This is a genomic window from Arthrobacter sp. K410C, assembly GCF_059090105.1.
In genome coordinates, this window is the sequence record NZ_JBNHFJ010000010.1 from 41217 (window position 1) to 54458 (window position 13242).

The 13242-nt window shown below is 66.1% G+C and carries 15 protein-coding genes and 1 tRNA gene; 9 read left to right on the top strand and 7 right to left on the bottom strand.

Going from position 1 to position 13242, the window contains the following annotated elements; genetic code table 11:
* Positions 1-9: 9 nt before the first annotated feature.
* From AC5RU7_RS14525 to AC5RU7_RS14535, 3 genes are all read right to left on the bottom strand, one after another.
* On the bottom strand, positions 10-438 hold the full coding sequence (locus tag AC5RU7_RS14525; protein ID WP_494052824.1) for an NUDIX hydrolase: 429 nt from the start codon (positions 436-438) through the stop codon (positions 10-12).
* Positions 435-926, bottom strand: a complete 492-nt coding sequence (locus AC5RU7_RS14530) for a DUF6314 family protein (protein ID WP_494052825.1) — start codon at positions 924-926, stop codon at positions 435-437. The genes AC5RU7_RS14525 and AC5RU7_RS14530 overlap by 4 nt, the downstream gene beginning before the upstream one ends.
* A gap of 1 nt (position 927) precedes the next feature.
* Positions 928-1000: transfer RNA gene (locus tag AC5RU7_RS14535), tRNA-Arg, on the bottom strand.
* Positions 1001-1077: 77 nt separating this feature from the next.
* On the opposite strand from AC5RU7_RS14535, the gene AC5RU7_RS14540 reads away from it, so the two are divergent.
* Complete coding sequence (locus AC5RU7_RS14540) at positions 1078-1836, top strand: DUF998 domain-containing protein (protein ID WP_494052826.1); 759 nt, start codon at positions 1078-1080, stop codon at positions 1834-1836.
* Here AC5RU7_RS14540 and AC5RU7_RS14545 read toward each other — a convergent pair.
* Positions 1829-2458, bottom strand: a complete 630-nt coding sequence (locus AC5RU7_RS14545; RefSeq protein ID WP_494052827.1) for a hypothetical protein — start codon at positions 2456-2458, stop codon at positions 1829-1831. The genes AC5RU7_RS14540 and AC5RU7_RS14545 overlap by 8 nt on opposite strands.
* A 32-nt stretch (positions 2459-2490) precedes the next feature.
* Between AC5RU7_RS14545 and AC5RU7_RS14550 the strand changes: the two genes are divergently transcribed.
* From AC5RU7_RS14550 to sucD, 7 genes are all read left to right on the top strand, one after another.
* Positions 2491-3321, top strand: a complete 831-nt coding sequence (locus tag AC5RU7_RS14550) for an inositol monophosphatase family protein (RefSeq protein ID WP_494052828.1) — start codon at positions 2491-2493, stop codon at positions 3319-3321.
* A 97-nt stretch (positions 3322-3418) separates the two neighbouring features.
* Positions 3419-5938 (top strand): DNA helicase PcrA, encoded by a 2520-nt coding sequence (gene pcrA / locus AC5RU7_RS14555; protein WP_494052909.1) that lies wholly within the window; start codon positions 3419-3421, stop codon positions 5936-5938.
* A gap of 81 nt (positions 5939-6019) precedes the next feature.
* Positions 6020-6190: a hypothetical protein gene (locus tag AC5RU7_RS14560; RefSeq protein WP_494052829.1), complete on the top strand. Its 171-nt coding sequence runs from the start codon at positions 6020-6022 to the stop codon at positions 6188-6190.
* A 219-nt stretch (positions 6191-6409) separates the two neighbouring features.
* The gene (locus tag AC5RU7_RS14565; protein WP_494052830.1) at positions 6410-6883 is read left to right on the top strand and encodes a glycosyltransferase; all 474 of its coding nucleotides are present in this window, start codon (positions 6410-6412) and stop codon (positions 6881-6883) included.
* Positions 6884-6931: 48 nt separating this feature from the next.
* A complete protein-coding gene (locus tag AC5RU7_RS14570) occupies positions 6932-7639 on the top strand; it encodes a hypothetical protein (RefSeq protein WP_494052831.1) in 708 nt (235 codons plus the stop codon).
* Between the two features lie 223 nt (positions 7640-7862).
* Positions 7863-9032: an ADP-forming succinate--CoA ligase subunit beta gene (gene sucC, locus AC5RU7_RS14575; protein ID WP_494052832.1), complete on the top strand. Its 1170-nt coding sequence runs from the start codon at positions 7863-7865 to the stop codon at positions 9030-9032.
* A gap of 11 nt (positions 9033-9043) precedes the next feature.
* On the top strand, positions 9044-9946 hold the full coding sequence (sucD, locus tag AC5RU7_RS14580; protein WP_494011683.1) for a succinate--CoA ligase subunit alpha: 903 nt from the start codon (positions 9044-9046) through the stop codon (positions 9944-9946).
* 146 nt (positions 9947-10092) lie between these two features.
* Here the strand turns inward: sucD and AC5RU7_RS14585 are convergent, their stop codons facing one another.
* Positions 10093-10575 (bottom strand): SRPBCC family protein, encoded by a 483-nt coding sequence (locus tag AC5RU7_RS14585; protein ID WP_494052833.1) that lies wholly within the window; start codon positions 10573-10575, stop codon positions 10093-10095.
* The gene (locus tag AC5RU7_RS14590) at positions 10572-10931 is read right to left on the bottom strand and encodes an ArsR/SmtB family transcription factor (protein ID WP_494011681.1); all 360 of its coding nucleotides are present in this window, start codon (positions 10929-10931) and stop codon (positions 10572-10574) included. The genes AC5RU7_RS14585 and AC5RU7_RS14590 overlap by 4 nt, the downstream gene beginning before the upstream one ends.
* A gap of 219 nt (positions 10932-11150) precedes the next feature.
* Here AC5RU7_RS14590 and AC5RU7_RS14595 point away from each other — a divergent pair, with 219 nt between their 5' ends.
* A complete protein-coding gene (locus AC5RU7_RS14595; RefSeq protein WP_494052834.1) occupies positions 11151-12284 on the top strand; it encodes an LOG family protein in 1134 nt (377 codons plus the stop codon).
* A gap of 19 nt (positions 12285-12303) precedes the next feature.
* On the opposite strand, the gene AC5RU7_RS14600 is transcribed toward AC5RU7_RS14595, so the two are convergent.
* Complete coding sequence (locus tag AC5RU7_RS14600) at positions 12304-13218, bottom strand: matrixin family metalloprotease (RefSeq protein WP_494011679.1); 915 nt, start codon at positions 13216-13218, stop codon at positions 12304-12306.
* Positions 13219-13242 lie beyond the last annotated feature (24 nt).

Below are 13242 nucleotides of genomic sequence, written 5' to 3' on the forward strand. Positions count from 1 at the left end.
TGGCGCCGGCTACGCGCCTGCGTCCCGCGCCGCGGCCAGTTCCGGAAGGATATGGTCCGTCAGCAGCGGTGCCAGGTCTGGAGGCAGGGCCTCCCCGCTGTGGAGGGCAGCCAGGTCCAGCCAGCGGATCTCGGCGATTTCTGCGGACGGGTGGGCATGCCAGGTGCCGGGCGCGCGGAACACGGTGGCTTCGATATCCGTGGCGGCCTCGTTCGCCGCGTCCGCGATCCAGACGCCCATCAGCTCCAGGTCCTGCGGATCGATCACGATGCCCACCTCTTCCGCAAGCTCACGGGCTGCCGCCTGGACAGCTGATTCGCCGGCCTCCGGCTTGCCGCCGGGATGCATGAACATGCCCGTGCCCCGCTTGCGGACGGTCAGGAGCCGGCCGGAGGGATCGAATACGCAGACGGCGGACACCACAATCCGGGCCTTCATGCGGCAACGCCCCGGACCAGATGCGATGTCAGCAGCAGGTCTTTGCGGGGGCCGGACACGTCCCAGCTGTAGCTGAAGCGGTCAGGGCCTTCAAAGGTGTAGGCCACGCGGTAGGTATCGGGATCGCACCAGTGGTTGTCCAGGTTGGCTTGCGGGGTGAAGCTCATCCGGTGGAAGGGCCGTCCGTCGGGAAAGAACACGTCCAGGGCGTCGGGCTGCCCGGCGGGCCGCAGCAGGTACTCCCGGAAGGCGGGCCCGGTGAAGGAGGGCCAGCGCACGGTGCCTTCTTCGCGGAAGGCCAGGCCGCCGTCGTCGTCCGGGACGAAACGTACGACGCCGGAGAAGGTTCCGCGGGTGCCGGTGGCCCGGTCCAGCAATTCACGTTCAACCGTCCACAGGCCGCCCGTCACCGTGCTGCCGGCGGGGCTGCGCCCGCCGGTGCCGAGCAGGTAGGCGCGGAGGTTCAACTCCCGGGGATCAGGGTTCAAGTGCCCTCGATTGGATTCGAACCAACGACACCGGCTTTAGGAGAGCCGTGCTCTATCCACTGAGCTACGAGGGCTGGCATCCGGTGACCGGCGGACCGGCTCGAACACGGTTACAAGCATACAAGGTGCCGGGCCGTACTACGCTCAAGGCATGAGTCCAGCACCGTCCACGGCGCCAGCGGCGGCGTTCATTCCGGATACCGCGTCCACCCGGCAGTACATCGGTGCGTGGTCGGTTTTGAGCGTGCTGCAGTATTTTGCCGCCGAAGCTGCGGTGATCGCGGCGTGGGCAGGCCCCCGGCCCTACGACCTGCGGACCGGCTACATCAGCGACCTGGGTGCCCTGAACTGTGGCATCTTCGACGGGCGGGAGGTGTGTTCCCCGCTGAACTGGCTGATGAACGCCTCCTTTGTGGTCCAGGGTTTGGGGATGCTGCTGGGCGCCATCCTGCTGAGCTCGGGCCTGCTGTGCGTGGCGGCGCGGGCGGGTGCGCGCGTCCAGCCGGGCCGCAGCAAGCCGTGGCTGGCAGCCATCTGGGTGCGGATCCTGACCGGAACCGCCGGGGCGGGCACCGTCATTGTGGGGCTGGTTCCCGAGGACGCCGGCTCCGGCTGGCACTTCACCGGTGCCGTCATGTACTTCCTGGCCGGCGCCGCGGCGTTGCTGGTGCTCGGCATCCTCTGGCTGCGGAAATCGGCCATGGCCTGGTTCATCCTGGTCTGCGGCGGGGTGTCCCTGGCCGCGTTGGTCACCGGCGGCCTGACCCGGATGGACATTCCCGAGCCCGGCACGCTGGAGCGCCTCATGGGCTACCCCGTTACCGTGGGCATGGCGACGGCGGGCCTGGTGATTGCGCAGCGGGTGCACCGGCACCGAAAGCAGGTCCGGGCGGCAGCGGCCGTCAGCTGACGGCTGTCCTGCCCCGCACCTTCAGCAGCACGGCTGCGGCGCCTGCAAGCAGGCTCAGGACCAAAAGGACCCACCCGGCAACGGTGAGGCCGGACGCCAGGGCCACCTGCCCGGCGTCGGGCGCTTCCGCAGCCAGCACGCCGTCAATGGCAACGTTGGCCCAGAGCCGCACCACCACGAACAGCAGCGGCAACGCCCACAGCGCCCAGCGGAGCGCCTTGCGGGCGACGTTGGTGCCGATCAGCAGCAGCCACGTGAAGCCGAAGATCAGCGGAAACAGCGTGCCGGCGGTCTTGTGGACGTAGTTGAGCTGGCCGCGTGCATCAGCGTCCATCACCGCCTGGAGCTGGCCGATGTAGGCCGGGTCAAAGCCGCCGATGAGCGAGTCCGGCATCGCCAGCCCGCCGGTCAGCTGCCGGAGCTGGTCCAGGGTCAGCAGGTGCAGGTACCAGAACAGGAACAGGCTGGCCACGACGCCGGCGACCAGGATCAGGTTGCTGTTGCTCCGGGCTTTTTCAGGTGTCCGGCTGGTAGTCGGGTTGATAACCGGCGGCAGGTGGTGCTGCGGCACGGCCGCCTTGGCGCCGTGCTTCTTGATCCGCTGGGCAGGGGTCTTGGCCATGGCACCATTATTCCGCCCCATACACTGAAGCCATGACCATTGGCCGGCACAGCGCTGTTGAACTTGACCCTTCGTTGGACGACCACCAGCTGGCAGCAGCCCTGGTGCGGGAGGCCGGGCAGCTGGCGCTCCTGATGCGGATGGCAGGGCTGCAGTCCCAGCAGAAGACATCCATTTCGGACCTGGTGACGGCCGCGGACCACGCCGCCGAGGCCTACGTGCTGGAGCAGCTGCAGCGCTGCCGGCCCGAGGACGGCATCCTGGGTGAAGAGGGCGCTTCCGTACAGGGCAGTAGCGGCCGGACCTGGGTCATCGACCCCGTTGACGGCACCTACAACTTCCTGCACGGCTCCACGTACTGGTGCTCGGCGATTGCGCTGAAGGACGGAACCGACGTGCTGCTCGGCGCCATCTACCAGCCGGAGGAGGACAAGCTCTGGCTGGGCGGACGGTCGCACCCTGCCACCCTCAACGGCGAACCGCTCACGGTATTCCACGACAACCGCGGCGAACGCAACGGAACGGCCGTCGCCGAACTCGGCGCCGCCACGTACATCCATCCCCGCTGGCTGATGGATCCGATGTGCGCCATGCCCTGGCACGCCGCCGCAACCTCCGCCGCAACCCTGCGCATGCTGGGTTCCGGCTCCTGCGATCTGGGCAGGGTGGCGGACGGGCAGCTCGGCTGCTGGTTCCAGCACAGCTGCCCCGAATGGGACTGGCTGCCGGGCAAGGCCATCGTGCGTGCCGCCGGGGGCGCCGTGGACACTGTCCGGGTCAACGGCCTGGAATGGTTCATGGCAGGAGGCACGACGGCGGTGCGGGAGTTGCGTGCGGCCCTCAAGTCAGGCTCGGTGGCCTAAGCCGGGGGACGGGGCAATGCCGGTAGATTCCGTGGCGTAATCCACAGGCCGGAAGTGCGTGTCGGTCCCACCGCCTAGACTTGTAGGCACCATGGATATGTTGTTTGACCCGTACTCCGACGGACCGTTCAAGGCCGCTCCCGCAGCTGCTGCCCGCACCAAGGCGCGCCCGGACGGCGTCGCCACGGCGGCCGGTCCGGGCGGCAGTGTCCCCGCCGGGATTCCTGCCGGCGGCCGGGAGGCAAGCGGCGGGCACCCCGGTGGCGGCCCGGGGCAGCACCCTGGCAAGTCCCGGCTCGACGCCGCCAAGCTCCTGGAGGGGCTCAACCCGCAGCAGGAGGAAGCGGTCAAGCACGCCGGCTCCGCGCTGCTGATCGTGGCCGGTGCAGGGTCCGGCAAGACCCGCGTCCTCAGTAACCGTATTGCCTACCTGATCGCCACCGGCCGTGCCCATCACGGTGAAATCCTGGCCATCACGTTCACCAACAAGGCCGCAGCGGAAATGCGGGAGCGCATCGAGGCGCTGGTGGGCGGACGCGCCAAGATCATGTGGATTTCAACGTTCCACTCGTCCTGTGTGCGGATCCTGCGCCAGGAAGCTGCGAATGTGGGCCTGAAGTCCAACTTCTCCATCTACGATTCCGCGGATTCCCTGCGGCTGGTCACCCAGGTGTCCAAGGCGCTGGACCTGGACCCCAAGAAGTTCGCCCCCAAGGCCATCCAGCACAAGATCTCGGCGCTCAAGAACGAGCTTATCGACGCCGATTCCTACGCCTCGGCCGCGAACTACAACGATCCCTTCGAACAGGCCGTCGCCGAGGTCTACAAGGGCTACACGCAGCGGCTCCGCCAGGCCAACGCCATGGACTTTGATGACCTCATCGCCGAGACCGTGTTCATGTTCCGCGCGTTCCCGGCGCTCGCCGAGTCCTACCGCCGCCGGTTCCGGCACGTCCTGGTGGACGAATACCAGGACACCAACCATGCGCAGTACGCCCTGGTGCGCGAGATCGTGGGGGAGGGACCCGGGGCGTCGGAGCTCACCGTGGTGGGCGACTCGGACCAGTCCATCTACGCCTTCCGTGGTGCAGACATCCGCAACATCGTCGAATTCGAGAAGGACTACCCCGAGGCCCGCACCATCAAGCTGGAGCAGAACTACCGCTCCACGCAGAACATCCTCAGTGCTGCGAACTCGGTCATCTCCCGCAACCCGAACCGCCCCGAAAAGCGGCTGTGGACCGCAGAGGGGGAAGGCCACAAGATCATCGGCTACGTGGGCGAGAACGAGCACGACGAAGCCCAGTTCATCGCCAAGGAGATCGACCGGCTCCAGGACGAGGACAACCTGCGCCCGGGTGACGTCGCCATCTTCTACCGGACCAATGCCCAGTCCCGGTCCATTGAGGACGTCCTGGTCCGGGTGGGCCTGCCGTACAAGGTAGTGGGCGGCACCCGGTTCTACGAGCGCAAGGAAATCAAGGACGCCCTCGCGTACCTCCGGGTCCTGGTCAACCCCGACGACGACGTCAACCTCCGACGTGTCCTCAACGAACCCAAACGGGGGATCGGTGACCGCGCCGAAGGTGCGGTCGCCGCCCTTGCCCAGCGTGAACGGATTTCGTTCATGGCCGCCGCCCGCCGCGCCGAACAGGCCCCGGGCATGGCCACCCGCTCCGTCAACGCCGTCCTTGGCTTCGTGAAGCTGCTGGACGACCTCGCCGAGGTGGCAGCCGGCTCCGGCGCCGCCGCCGCCCTCGAAGCGGTCCTGGAGCAAACCGGCTACCTGGCGGCATTGCGGGCAAGTAGCGATCCCCAGGATGAGTCCCGGGTGGAGAACCTGGCGGAACTCGTGGCCGTCGTCCGTGAATATGAGCGCGACAACCCGGAAGGGACCCTGGAGGCGTTCCTGGAGCAGGTGTCCCTGGTGGCCGACGCCGACCAGATCCCGGACGCCCCGGGCGCCGACATCGATTCCGCGGTGGCCGAGGCCAAACGGCTGGGCGTCGTCACCCTGATGACGCTCCACACCGCTAAGGGACTTGAATTCCCCGTGGTGTTCCTGACCGGCATGGAGCATGGACTGTTCCCGCACCAGCGCTCGGCCACGGACCCCAAGGAACTGGCCGAAGAACGCAGGCTTGCATACGTGGGGCTCACTCGTGCCAGGAAGAGGCTCTACGTCACCCGATCCGAGGTCCGCAGCATGTGGGGCCAGAGCCAGTACAACCCCGCCAGCCAGTTCCTCGAGGAAATTCCTGCCGAACTCCTGGAGTGGAAGCGGGAAGGCACCAGCAGGCAGGCAGCCTGGAGCGGCGGCGGGTCCATCGGCTCCGGCAAGTACAGCGGATCCTTCTGGGGCGCGGGTACCTCCCGAGGTGCCGCTGCCGGCTTCGACGCCGACGTTCCCGCGGTCATCGCCCGGAACCGGGTGCAGCCGCAAAAGGAAATCATCGCCGTCACAGTGGGGGACAAGGTGAACCACACAAGCTTCGGCAACGGGACCGTCCTTGCCCTGGAAGGTGCCGGGGACAAGACCGTGGCCAAGGTGAAGTTTGACGTCGGCGAGAAGCGGCTCCTGCTTCGCTACGCGCCGCTGACCAAGCTGGACGCCTAGGAACGCCCAGGAACCGCGGAGCGGGCCCTTGCCCGCTTCCGCCCTTCCCCCAGCAACCGACCTCGAAGCCGGAGTCGGACCATGAACTTCCTGTTCGCGAGCCAGGCAATTGACGGCCACTTCAACCCGATGACGGGGGTGGCCATGAAGCTGAAGGAGCGCGGCCACGACGTCCGCTGGTACACGGGCCCGGTGTTTGCGGGAAGCTGCCGGAACTTGGAATTCCCACTATCCCTTCGAACGGGCGATTGAGCACCGGGCCGACAATCTCTTCGAGCTGTATCCGGAACGGGCCAAGCTCAAAGGTCCCCGCGCCATCGGCTTTGACGGGGAGAAAATATTCGCCAGCACCCTGGACTTCCCCCGCCGCAACATCAATCCCCGGGTCCACTACGTGGGGCACTCCTGCCCTACCGGCGCCTCGATGCAACGCAGCAGGAACCGTTGCCGCTGGGATACGGCACAACAATTGTGGTCACCCAGGGGACCGTGGATAACGCCGACCAGAACAAGCTCATCAAGCCCGCGCTGGAGGCACTCAAGGATCTGGACGCCCTGGTCATTGTGGCCACCGGCGGCAGGGAAACCAGGGAGCTGCGCGACCGCTACCCGCAGCCGAACACCCATATCCGGGACTATGTGGACTTCGCCACCGTCTTTGAGTCCACGGACGTCTTCGTCACCAACGGCGGGTTCGGCGGGGTGCAGTTGGCCCTCTCCAAGGGGGTCCCGCTGGTGGTGTCCGGGATCAATGAAGGCAAGAGCGACGTCAACGCGCGCGTGGACTTTGCCGGTGCCGGCATCGACCTGCGGACCGACTCCCCATCGCCGGAGAAGATTCGAGCAGCCGTGCGTTCCATCCTGTCCGATCCGAAGTGGAAAAACCGGGCGCAACAGATGCAGCATGACTTTGCCCGGCACGATCCTGCCCAGGCCGCAGCATAAGTTATAGAAAGCGTGGGCGGATCCAGGAGCGCCCAGTCATGAAGCATAATGGGGGCCATGCGACGGACTGTTCGGGGGATTCTCGCCGCCCTTTTCCTGGCAGCTGCCACCGGGTGCACTGTCACCACTGAGGATCCCGGCTACGTGCCGCCGCCTCCGCCCGCGCCCATGGACCAGCTGAAACAGGCCGCCCTGGCCAACCCCCAGGATTTTTCCAATGGTGAGGACATCCTCTCGTTCATCACCGAAGACCGCACTGTGGCATGCTCCCTCACGTCCGCCCGGGGGGAGCACATCAACCTCCCGTATGAAACAAACGGCTACAGCGATTCGGCAAACAACAGGTTTGCCATCGTCCCGGTTGCGCACTGCGAACTGGCAACCTACTCCAAGCCCGGCGCGGACGACGTCAGGGACGACTGCGCCGGAACCGGGCTCGGTTATCTCGGCGGTGTTGCCCTACTCACGCCGGACAAGGCCTGGTACGGGGAGTGCCGGTCCGGCGTCACACAAATGGAGGCGACCTACGGGCCCAAGGGCAGCCGCACAGGTGCGCTGGCCCAGCTGCCGGTCCTGGCCGAGGGGCAGAACCTGGAACGCAACGGGCTGCGGTGCTCGGCCTACAACGGCGGCGTGGCATGCGGAAACGTGTCTGCCGGCGTCGGATTCTTCGTGTCACCCGGGAGCTACGAACTGATTCCAGGGCCCGGGGGAGTGGCCTCACCGGCACCGGCCGAGGCCCCAAAAACCCCGTAAATCCGCGGTTTTTCTACGCCTCATAGAATAGTGTCCTTACTCACATAAGCGGTAGTCTTGGACGGGCCGGTCCCCATTAAGGACTAGAGTTCCCAGAGGAGCATTACGCCGCGTGGCTCGTTTCCAGACAGGCCGCCGGTGCGTGCAATCCGCAGCCCGGTCATCGTCTATCGATGGTGTCCGACTGTACAGAAACTACTTCGACGTAGAAGGACACTAAACCGTGGACCTGTTTGAATACCAGGCGCGCGATATGTTCGAGGCGCACGGTGTACCCGTGCTGGCCGGCATCGTGGCGTACACCCCAGAAGAAGCAAAGGCAGCTGCCGAAAAGATTGGCGGCGTCACCGTCGTCAAGGCACAGGTCAAGATCGGCGGCCGCGGCAAGGCCGGCGGCGTGAAGGTCGCAAAGTCCGCTGACGAGGCACTCGAGCACGCCACCAACATCCTGGGCATGGACATCAAGGGCCACACCGTCAAAAAGGTGATGATTGCCCAGGGTGCGGACATCGCCGAGGAATTCTACTTCTCCGTCCTGCTGGACCGGGCCAACCGCAACTACCTGGCCATGTGCTCGGTTGAAGGCGGCATGGACATCGAGCAGCTCGCCGTCGAACGCCCGGAGGCGCTGGCCAAGGTAGCCATCGACCCCGCTGTCGGCATCGACCAGGCCAAGGCCGACGAAATCGTCGCCACGGCCGGCTTCGCTGAGGAACTGTGCGGCAAGGTGGCCGACGTCATCCTCAAGCTCTGGGACGTCTTCAAGAAGGAAGACGCAACCCTGGTGGAGGTTAACCCGCTCGTCCGGACCGGCGCCGGCGAGATCATCGCCCTGGACGGCAAGGTCTCCCTCGATGAGAACGCCGAGTTCCGCCACGCCAAGCACGCGCTGCTGGAGGACAAGGACGCTGCCGACCCCCTTGAGGCCAAGGCAAAGGCGCAGGACCTCAACTACGTCAAGCTCGACGGCGAAGTCGGCATCATCGGCAACGGCGCCGGCCTCGTGATGTCCACCCTCGACGTCGTTGCGTACGCCGGTGAAAACCACGGCAACGTCAAGCCCGCAAACTTCCTGGACATCGGTGGCGGAGCCTCGGCCGAGGTCATGGCTGCCGGCCTGGACGTCATCCTCGGCGATGAGCAGGTCAAGTCCGTGTTCGTCAACGTCTTCGGCGGCATCACCGCCTGCGACGCCGTGGCCAAGGGCATCGTCGGCGCACTGGCCGAGCTCGGCCACACCGCGAACAAGCCGCTGGTAGTCCGCCTTGACGGCAACAACGTCGAGGAAGGCCGCCGCATCCTGAACGAGGCCAACCACCCGCTGGTTACCCTGGCCGCCACCATGGACGAGGGCGCCGACAAGGCCGCCGAGCTCGCCAACGCAGCTAAGTAAAGGGACGCACCATGTCTATCTATCTGAACAAGGACTCCAAGGTCATCGTCCAGGGCATTACCGGCGGCGAAGGCACCAAGCACACCGCCCTGATGCTGAAGGCCGGAACCAACATTGTTGGCGGCGTCAACGCCCGCAAGGCCGGCACCACGGTGCTGCACGGCGACCAGGAAATCAACGTCTACGGCACCGTTAAGGAAGCCATGGCGGAAACCGGCGCCGACGTCTCCATCGTGTTCGTTCCGCCGGCCTTCACCAAGAACGCCGTTGTGGAAGCCATCGAAGCCGGCATCGGCCTCGTGGTTGTCATCACCGAAGGTGTTCCGGTCCAGGACTCCGCCGAATTCTGGGCACTTGCCCAGTCCAAGGTGGACGCCGACGGCAACCAGGTCACCCGCATCATCGGACCGAACTGCCCCGGCATCATCACTCCCGGCGAGGCTCTGGTGGGCATCACCCCCGCCAACATCACGGGCAAGGGCCCCATCGGCCTGGTTTCCAAGTCCGGCACCCTGACCTACCAGATGATGTACGAACTGCGCGACCTTGGCTTCTCCACCGCCATCGGCATCGGCGGTGACCCCGTCATCGGCACCACGCACATCGATGCCCTGGCCGCATTCGAGGCTGACCCCGAGACCAAGGCAATCGTCATGATCGGTGAGATCGGTGGCGACGCCGAAGAGCGTGCCGCCGACTTCATCAAGGCCAATGTCACCAAGCCGGTTGTCGGCTACGTGGCAGGCTTCACCGCTCCTGAAGGCAAGACCATGGGCCACGCCGGTGCCATCGTCTCCGGTTCCGCCGGTACCGCTCAGGCCAAGAAGGAAGCCCTCGAGGCTGCCGGCGTGAAGGTCGGCAAGACGCCGTCCGAGACCGCCAAGCTGCTGCGCGAGGTATACGCAGCCCTCTAGGCTCTCCTTACAGACACTGCGGGGTCACTCCCCGGCCGTTCCACTTTTCGGAGCGGCCGTGGAGGGCCCCGCGTTTGTTTTCAGTACGACGACGGGCGGCGCCTTTCCCGGTGACGCGCCGCCCGTCGTCGCCCTTCTGGTGCCCCTTATACCTTGGCGCTGCTCAGCAACTCATCGAGCCGCTCGTAGCCCTCGCTCATTCCGCCCTCCATGCCGGACTGGGCCATCCCGTCCCGGGCTTCCTGGCTGGGGTAGACCGAGTGTCCACGGAGCCGGGTCCGGCCGTTTCCGAGGTCCTCGAACGTCATGAATTCCAGGCTGACCACGTCCGGGTATCCGCCGAACTCGAAGGTCTGGATGGCGAATTCGTTCTCGCGCACAGTGTGGAAGATGCCCTTGAACTCATACGGGACACCTTCCGGTCCCGTGTGCAGGTAGCTGTAGCTGCCTCCGGTCCGGAAGTCGTAGTGGCCGACCTCCATCTTGTAGCCCCGCGGGCCGAGCCACTGCACAATCAGGTCCGGCTCCTTGTGGGCCCGGAACACGTCCGCGACAGGGAAATCGAACTCGCGCTCGTAGTCGATGAAGGGCACACCTTCGGGAACGGAGAGCTTCAGTGCGTTGGTCATTTCTTGTCCTTTGCCTTGGCGCCGTCATGCCCGGCGCTGGATTGAAGCACGGCATCCAGGCTGCGGAACTGCCCCTCCCGGACCAGCCTGTACTGGTCGATCCAGGCGGTGAGCGCCTCCAGCCGTGCGGGATTCAGGTGGACGGGCCTGCGCTGGGCTTCCCTGGTGCGGGTGACCAACTGCGCCTGCTCGAGGACCTGGATGTGCTTCGAAACTGCCTGCTTGGAAATTTCGAATGGTTCCGCCAACTCATTCACGGTGGCCGGGCCCCGGCTGAGCCGGGCAATGATGCTCCGCCGGACAGGATCGGCCAGGGCCATAAAGGCCGAGTCCAATGCCATGCTGTCGGAGTCCATACCAGCCTCTTAATCAACTAACTGCTTTATCAACCTTTTGGTTGTTTAAGAGTACAACCAGCTTCCGAGGGATTCAAGACCCAGGCTTCCCCGGTTTCGAGCATGGACGTGGGGGGCCTGCTTTTCGGCTACGACACCGGCGTGGTCTCCGGCGTCTTGCTGTACAGGAACGACTTCTGGTTACGCTGTGGAGATGAGCAGCGGAAGGTGGCGGCGCGCATGAATCTCTCCGGAAACCTGGGGCCCAACCCCCACAGCCTGGAGGTGGAGGACCTCGAAAGTTTTGACCGACTGGTATCCGCCGGCGCGGTTCACCTGCAGGGCTGGCATGCCCAGTCCCTGGACCTGCGCGGCAGGTCCACGGTTCTTGACGGCCTTGACGTGGCGGGCGCGCTGTTCATGGGCTGCATGTTCGACGACGGGGTGGAAGACGGCCTGCGGCGGCGCGGCGCGCTGATCTTTCCCCGGCTTGCGGGGGTGCCTTTCAACCCATACCGCTCCACGCTGTACTCGCCCGGGGAGCTCTACGCAGGCCTGGCGGAAGCGCGCTACGAGGACCTGCCCGACGCCCGGATCTACCAGTGGAGCGTCCAACCGGGGCAGCGCCACCGGGTGGACGCAACACTGGCGTCTGCCCTGCACGACCATGCCATTGGTGACGCTCTTGAAGAACTGGCAGCATCCCCTCCCTGGTCCGGGCGCCCGACGGTGGGCGTCATGGGCGGACACGCGGCCCAGCGGGGCAGCGTGGACTATGCGGCGGCGACAAGGCTCGGCAGCCTCCTGGCACAAAACGGATTCTCTGTTGCCACCGGCGGGGGACCGGGCGCCATGGAGGCGGCCAACCTTGGCGCCTACCTCAGCCAAGCGGACGACGGCGCGCTCCCGGCTGCGCTGGACATGCTCGCCGCCGTTCCCGGCTTCCGTCCCTCGGTCTCGGCGTGGGCACGCGCGGCGGCCGCCGTCGTCGAACGCTTTCCGGGCGGAACGCCGTCACTGGGAATCCCCACCTGGTTCTACGGCCACGAGCCGCCCAACTACTTCGCCACTGCCATCGCCAAGTACTTTGCCAATGCCATCCGCGAAGCCATCCTGCTGGAACTGTGCCAAGGCGGCATCGTCTTCCTGCCCGGAGCGGCAGGCACCATCCAGGAGATCTTCCAGGACGCCTGCGAGAACTACTACGGGGCCAGGGAGAAGGTCACGCCGATGATCCTGGTGGGCAGGCGCCACTGGGAACAGGAATATCCGGCGTGGCCCCTGCTGCGCAAGATGGCGTCGGGCCGGGCCATGGAAGAGCGGATATTCCTGGTGGACAGCGTGGACGAGGCCGTGGCAGTCCTCCGGGGTTAGCGGCGTCGAGTCCGGCTGCTCAGAGGTCCTTCCGGCACTGCGCCTTGCCCAGTTCGTAGAGGCCGTTCAGGTCACCGGCGGACAGCCCCTCCGGTGTGCCGATCTCCGGGTACATGAGCTGCCGGGGGTCCTCCACATGGTCCAGGCCCATCACGTGGCTCAGCTCATGCAGGATCACCGCGGTTGCGTACAGGTGGCCGTCCGGATTCAGCAGTTCGTTGGCGATCTGCGGCGCGTCCAGGTCCAGCCCGCCGGTGACGAACGTCTTGGGTCCGCCGTCGTAGCTGAAATGGGTGCTGCCGCCGGTGCCGATCACTTTCCCCTCGAGCTGCGGGGCGACCTCGGGCGTCGTCCAGGCAATGAGTAGCGGCGCCCAGCGCTCGCCGTAGGCATCAGGCTGGAACGGCGGCCGCTGCGGTGACGGCTGCTCATCGGTGGTGCCGTCGTAGATGAACGAAATGCCCGTTGCCGCCGAGATCGTGGCAATGGCGTCCGGAACAAGCCGCTCCGAGCCCGCTGGGGCAAGATCCGCGTTGACCACGTAGTGGAGCGGGCGGCAGGGCGAATACCCTACCGGGCTGCCGTCGCCATTGACGGCCAGGAAACGGTAGGAGTCGCTGCCGACGGCGGGCGGGCTGGGGGTACCCAGCGGGGCGTCTGCTTCCTCATAGCCCGGGGGAGGAGTGTCAACATGGGCTTCGACAGGTTGTGGCGCGCCGGCGCCACCCGAAGGGTTGCTGCCTTCCCTTGGCTTGGCCTGCGGATTCCCGGGGCCGATCCGGACGTCCAGGAGGTGTTTGACCCGGGGATCGTCCAGCACCAGCGCGCCGCCTGATACTGCCGCCAACAGGAGAGCGCCTACCAGCACGGACCGGTATCCCAGCCCCGCGCGGGGTTTGTCGCCCGCATGGCGCGGCGGACGGGTCTCAATCATGTGGTCCGCGCCACAGCGGCAATG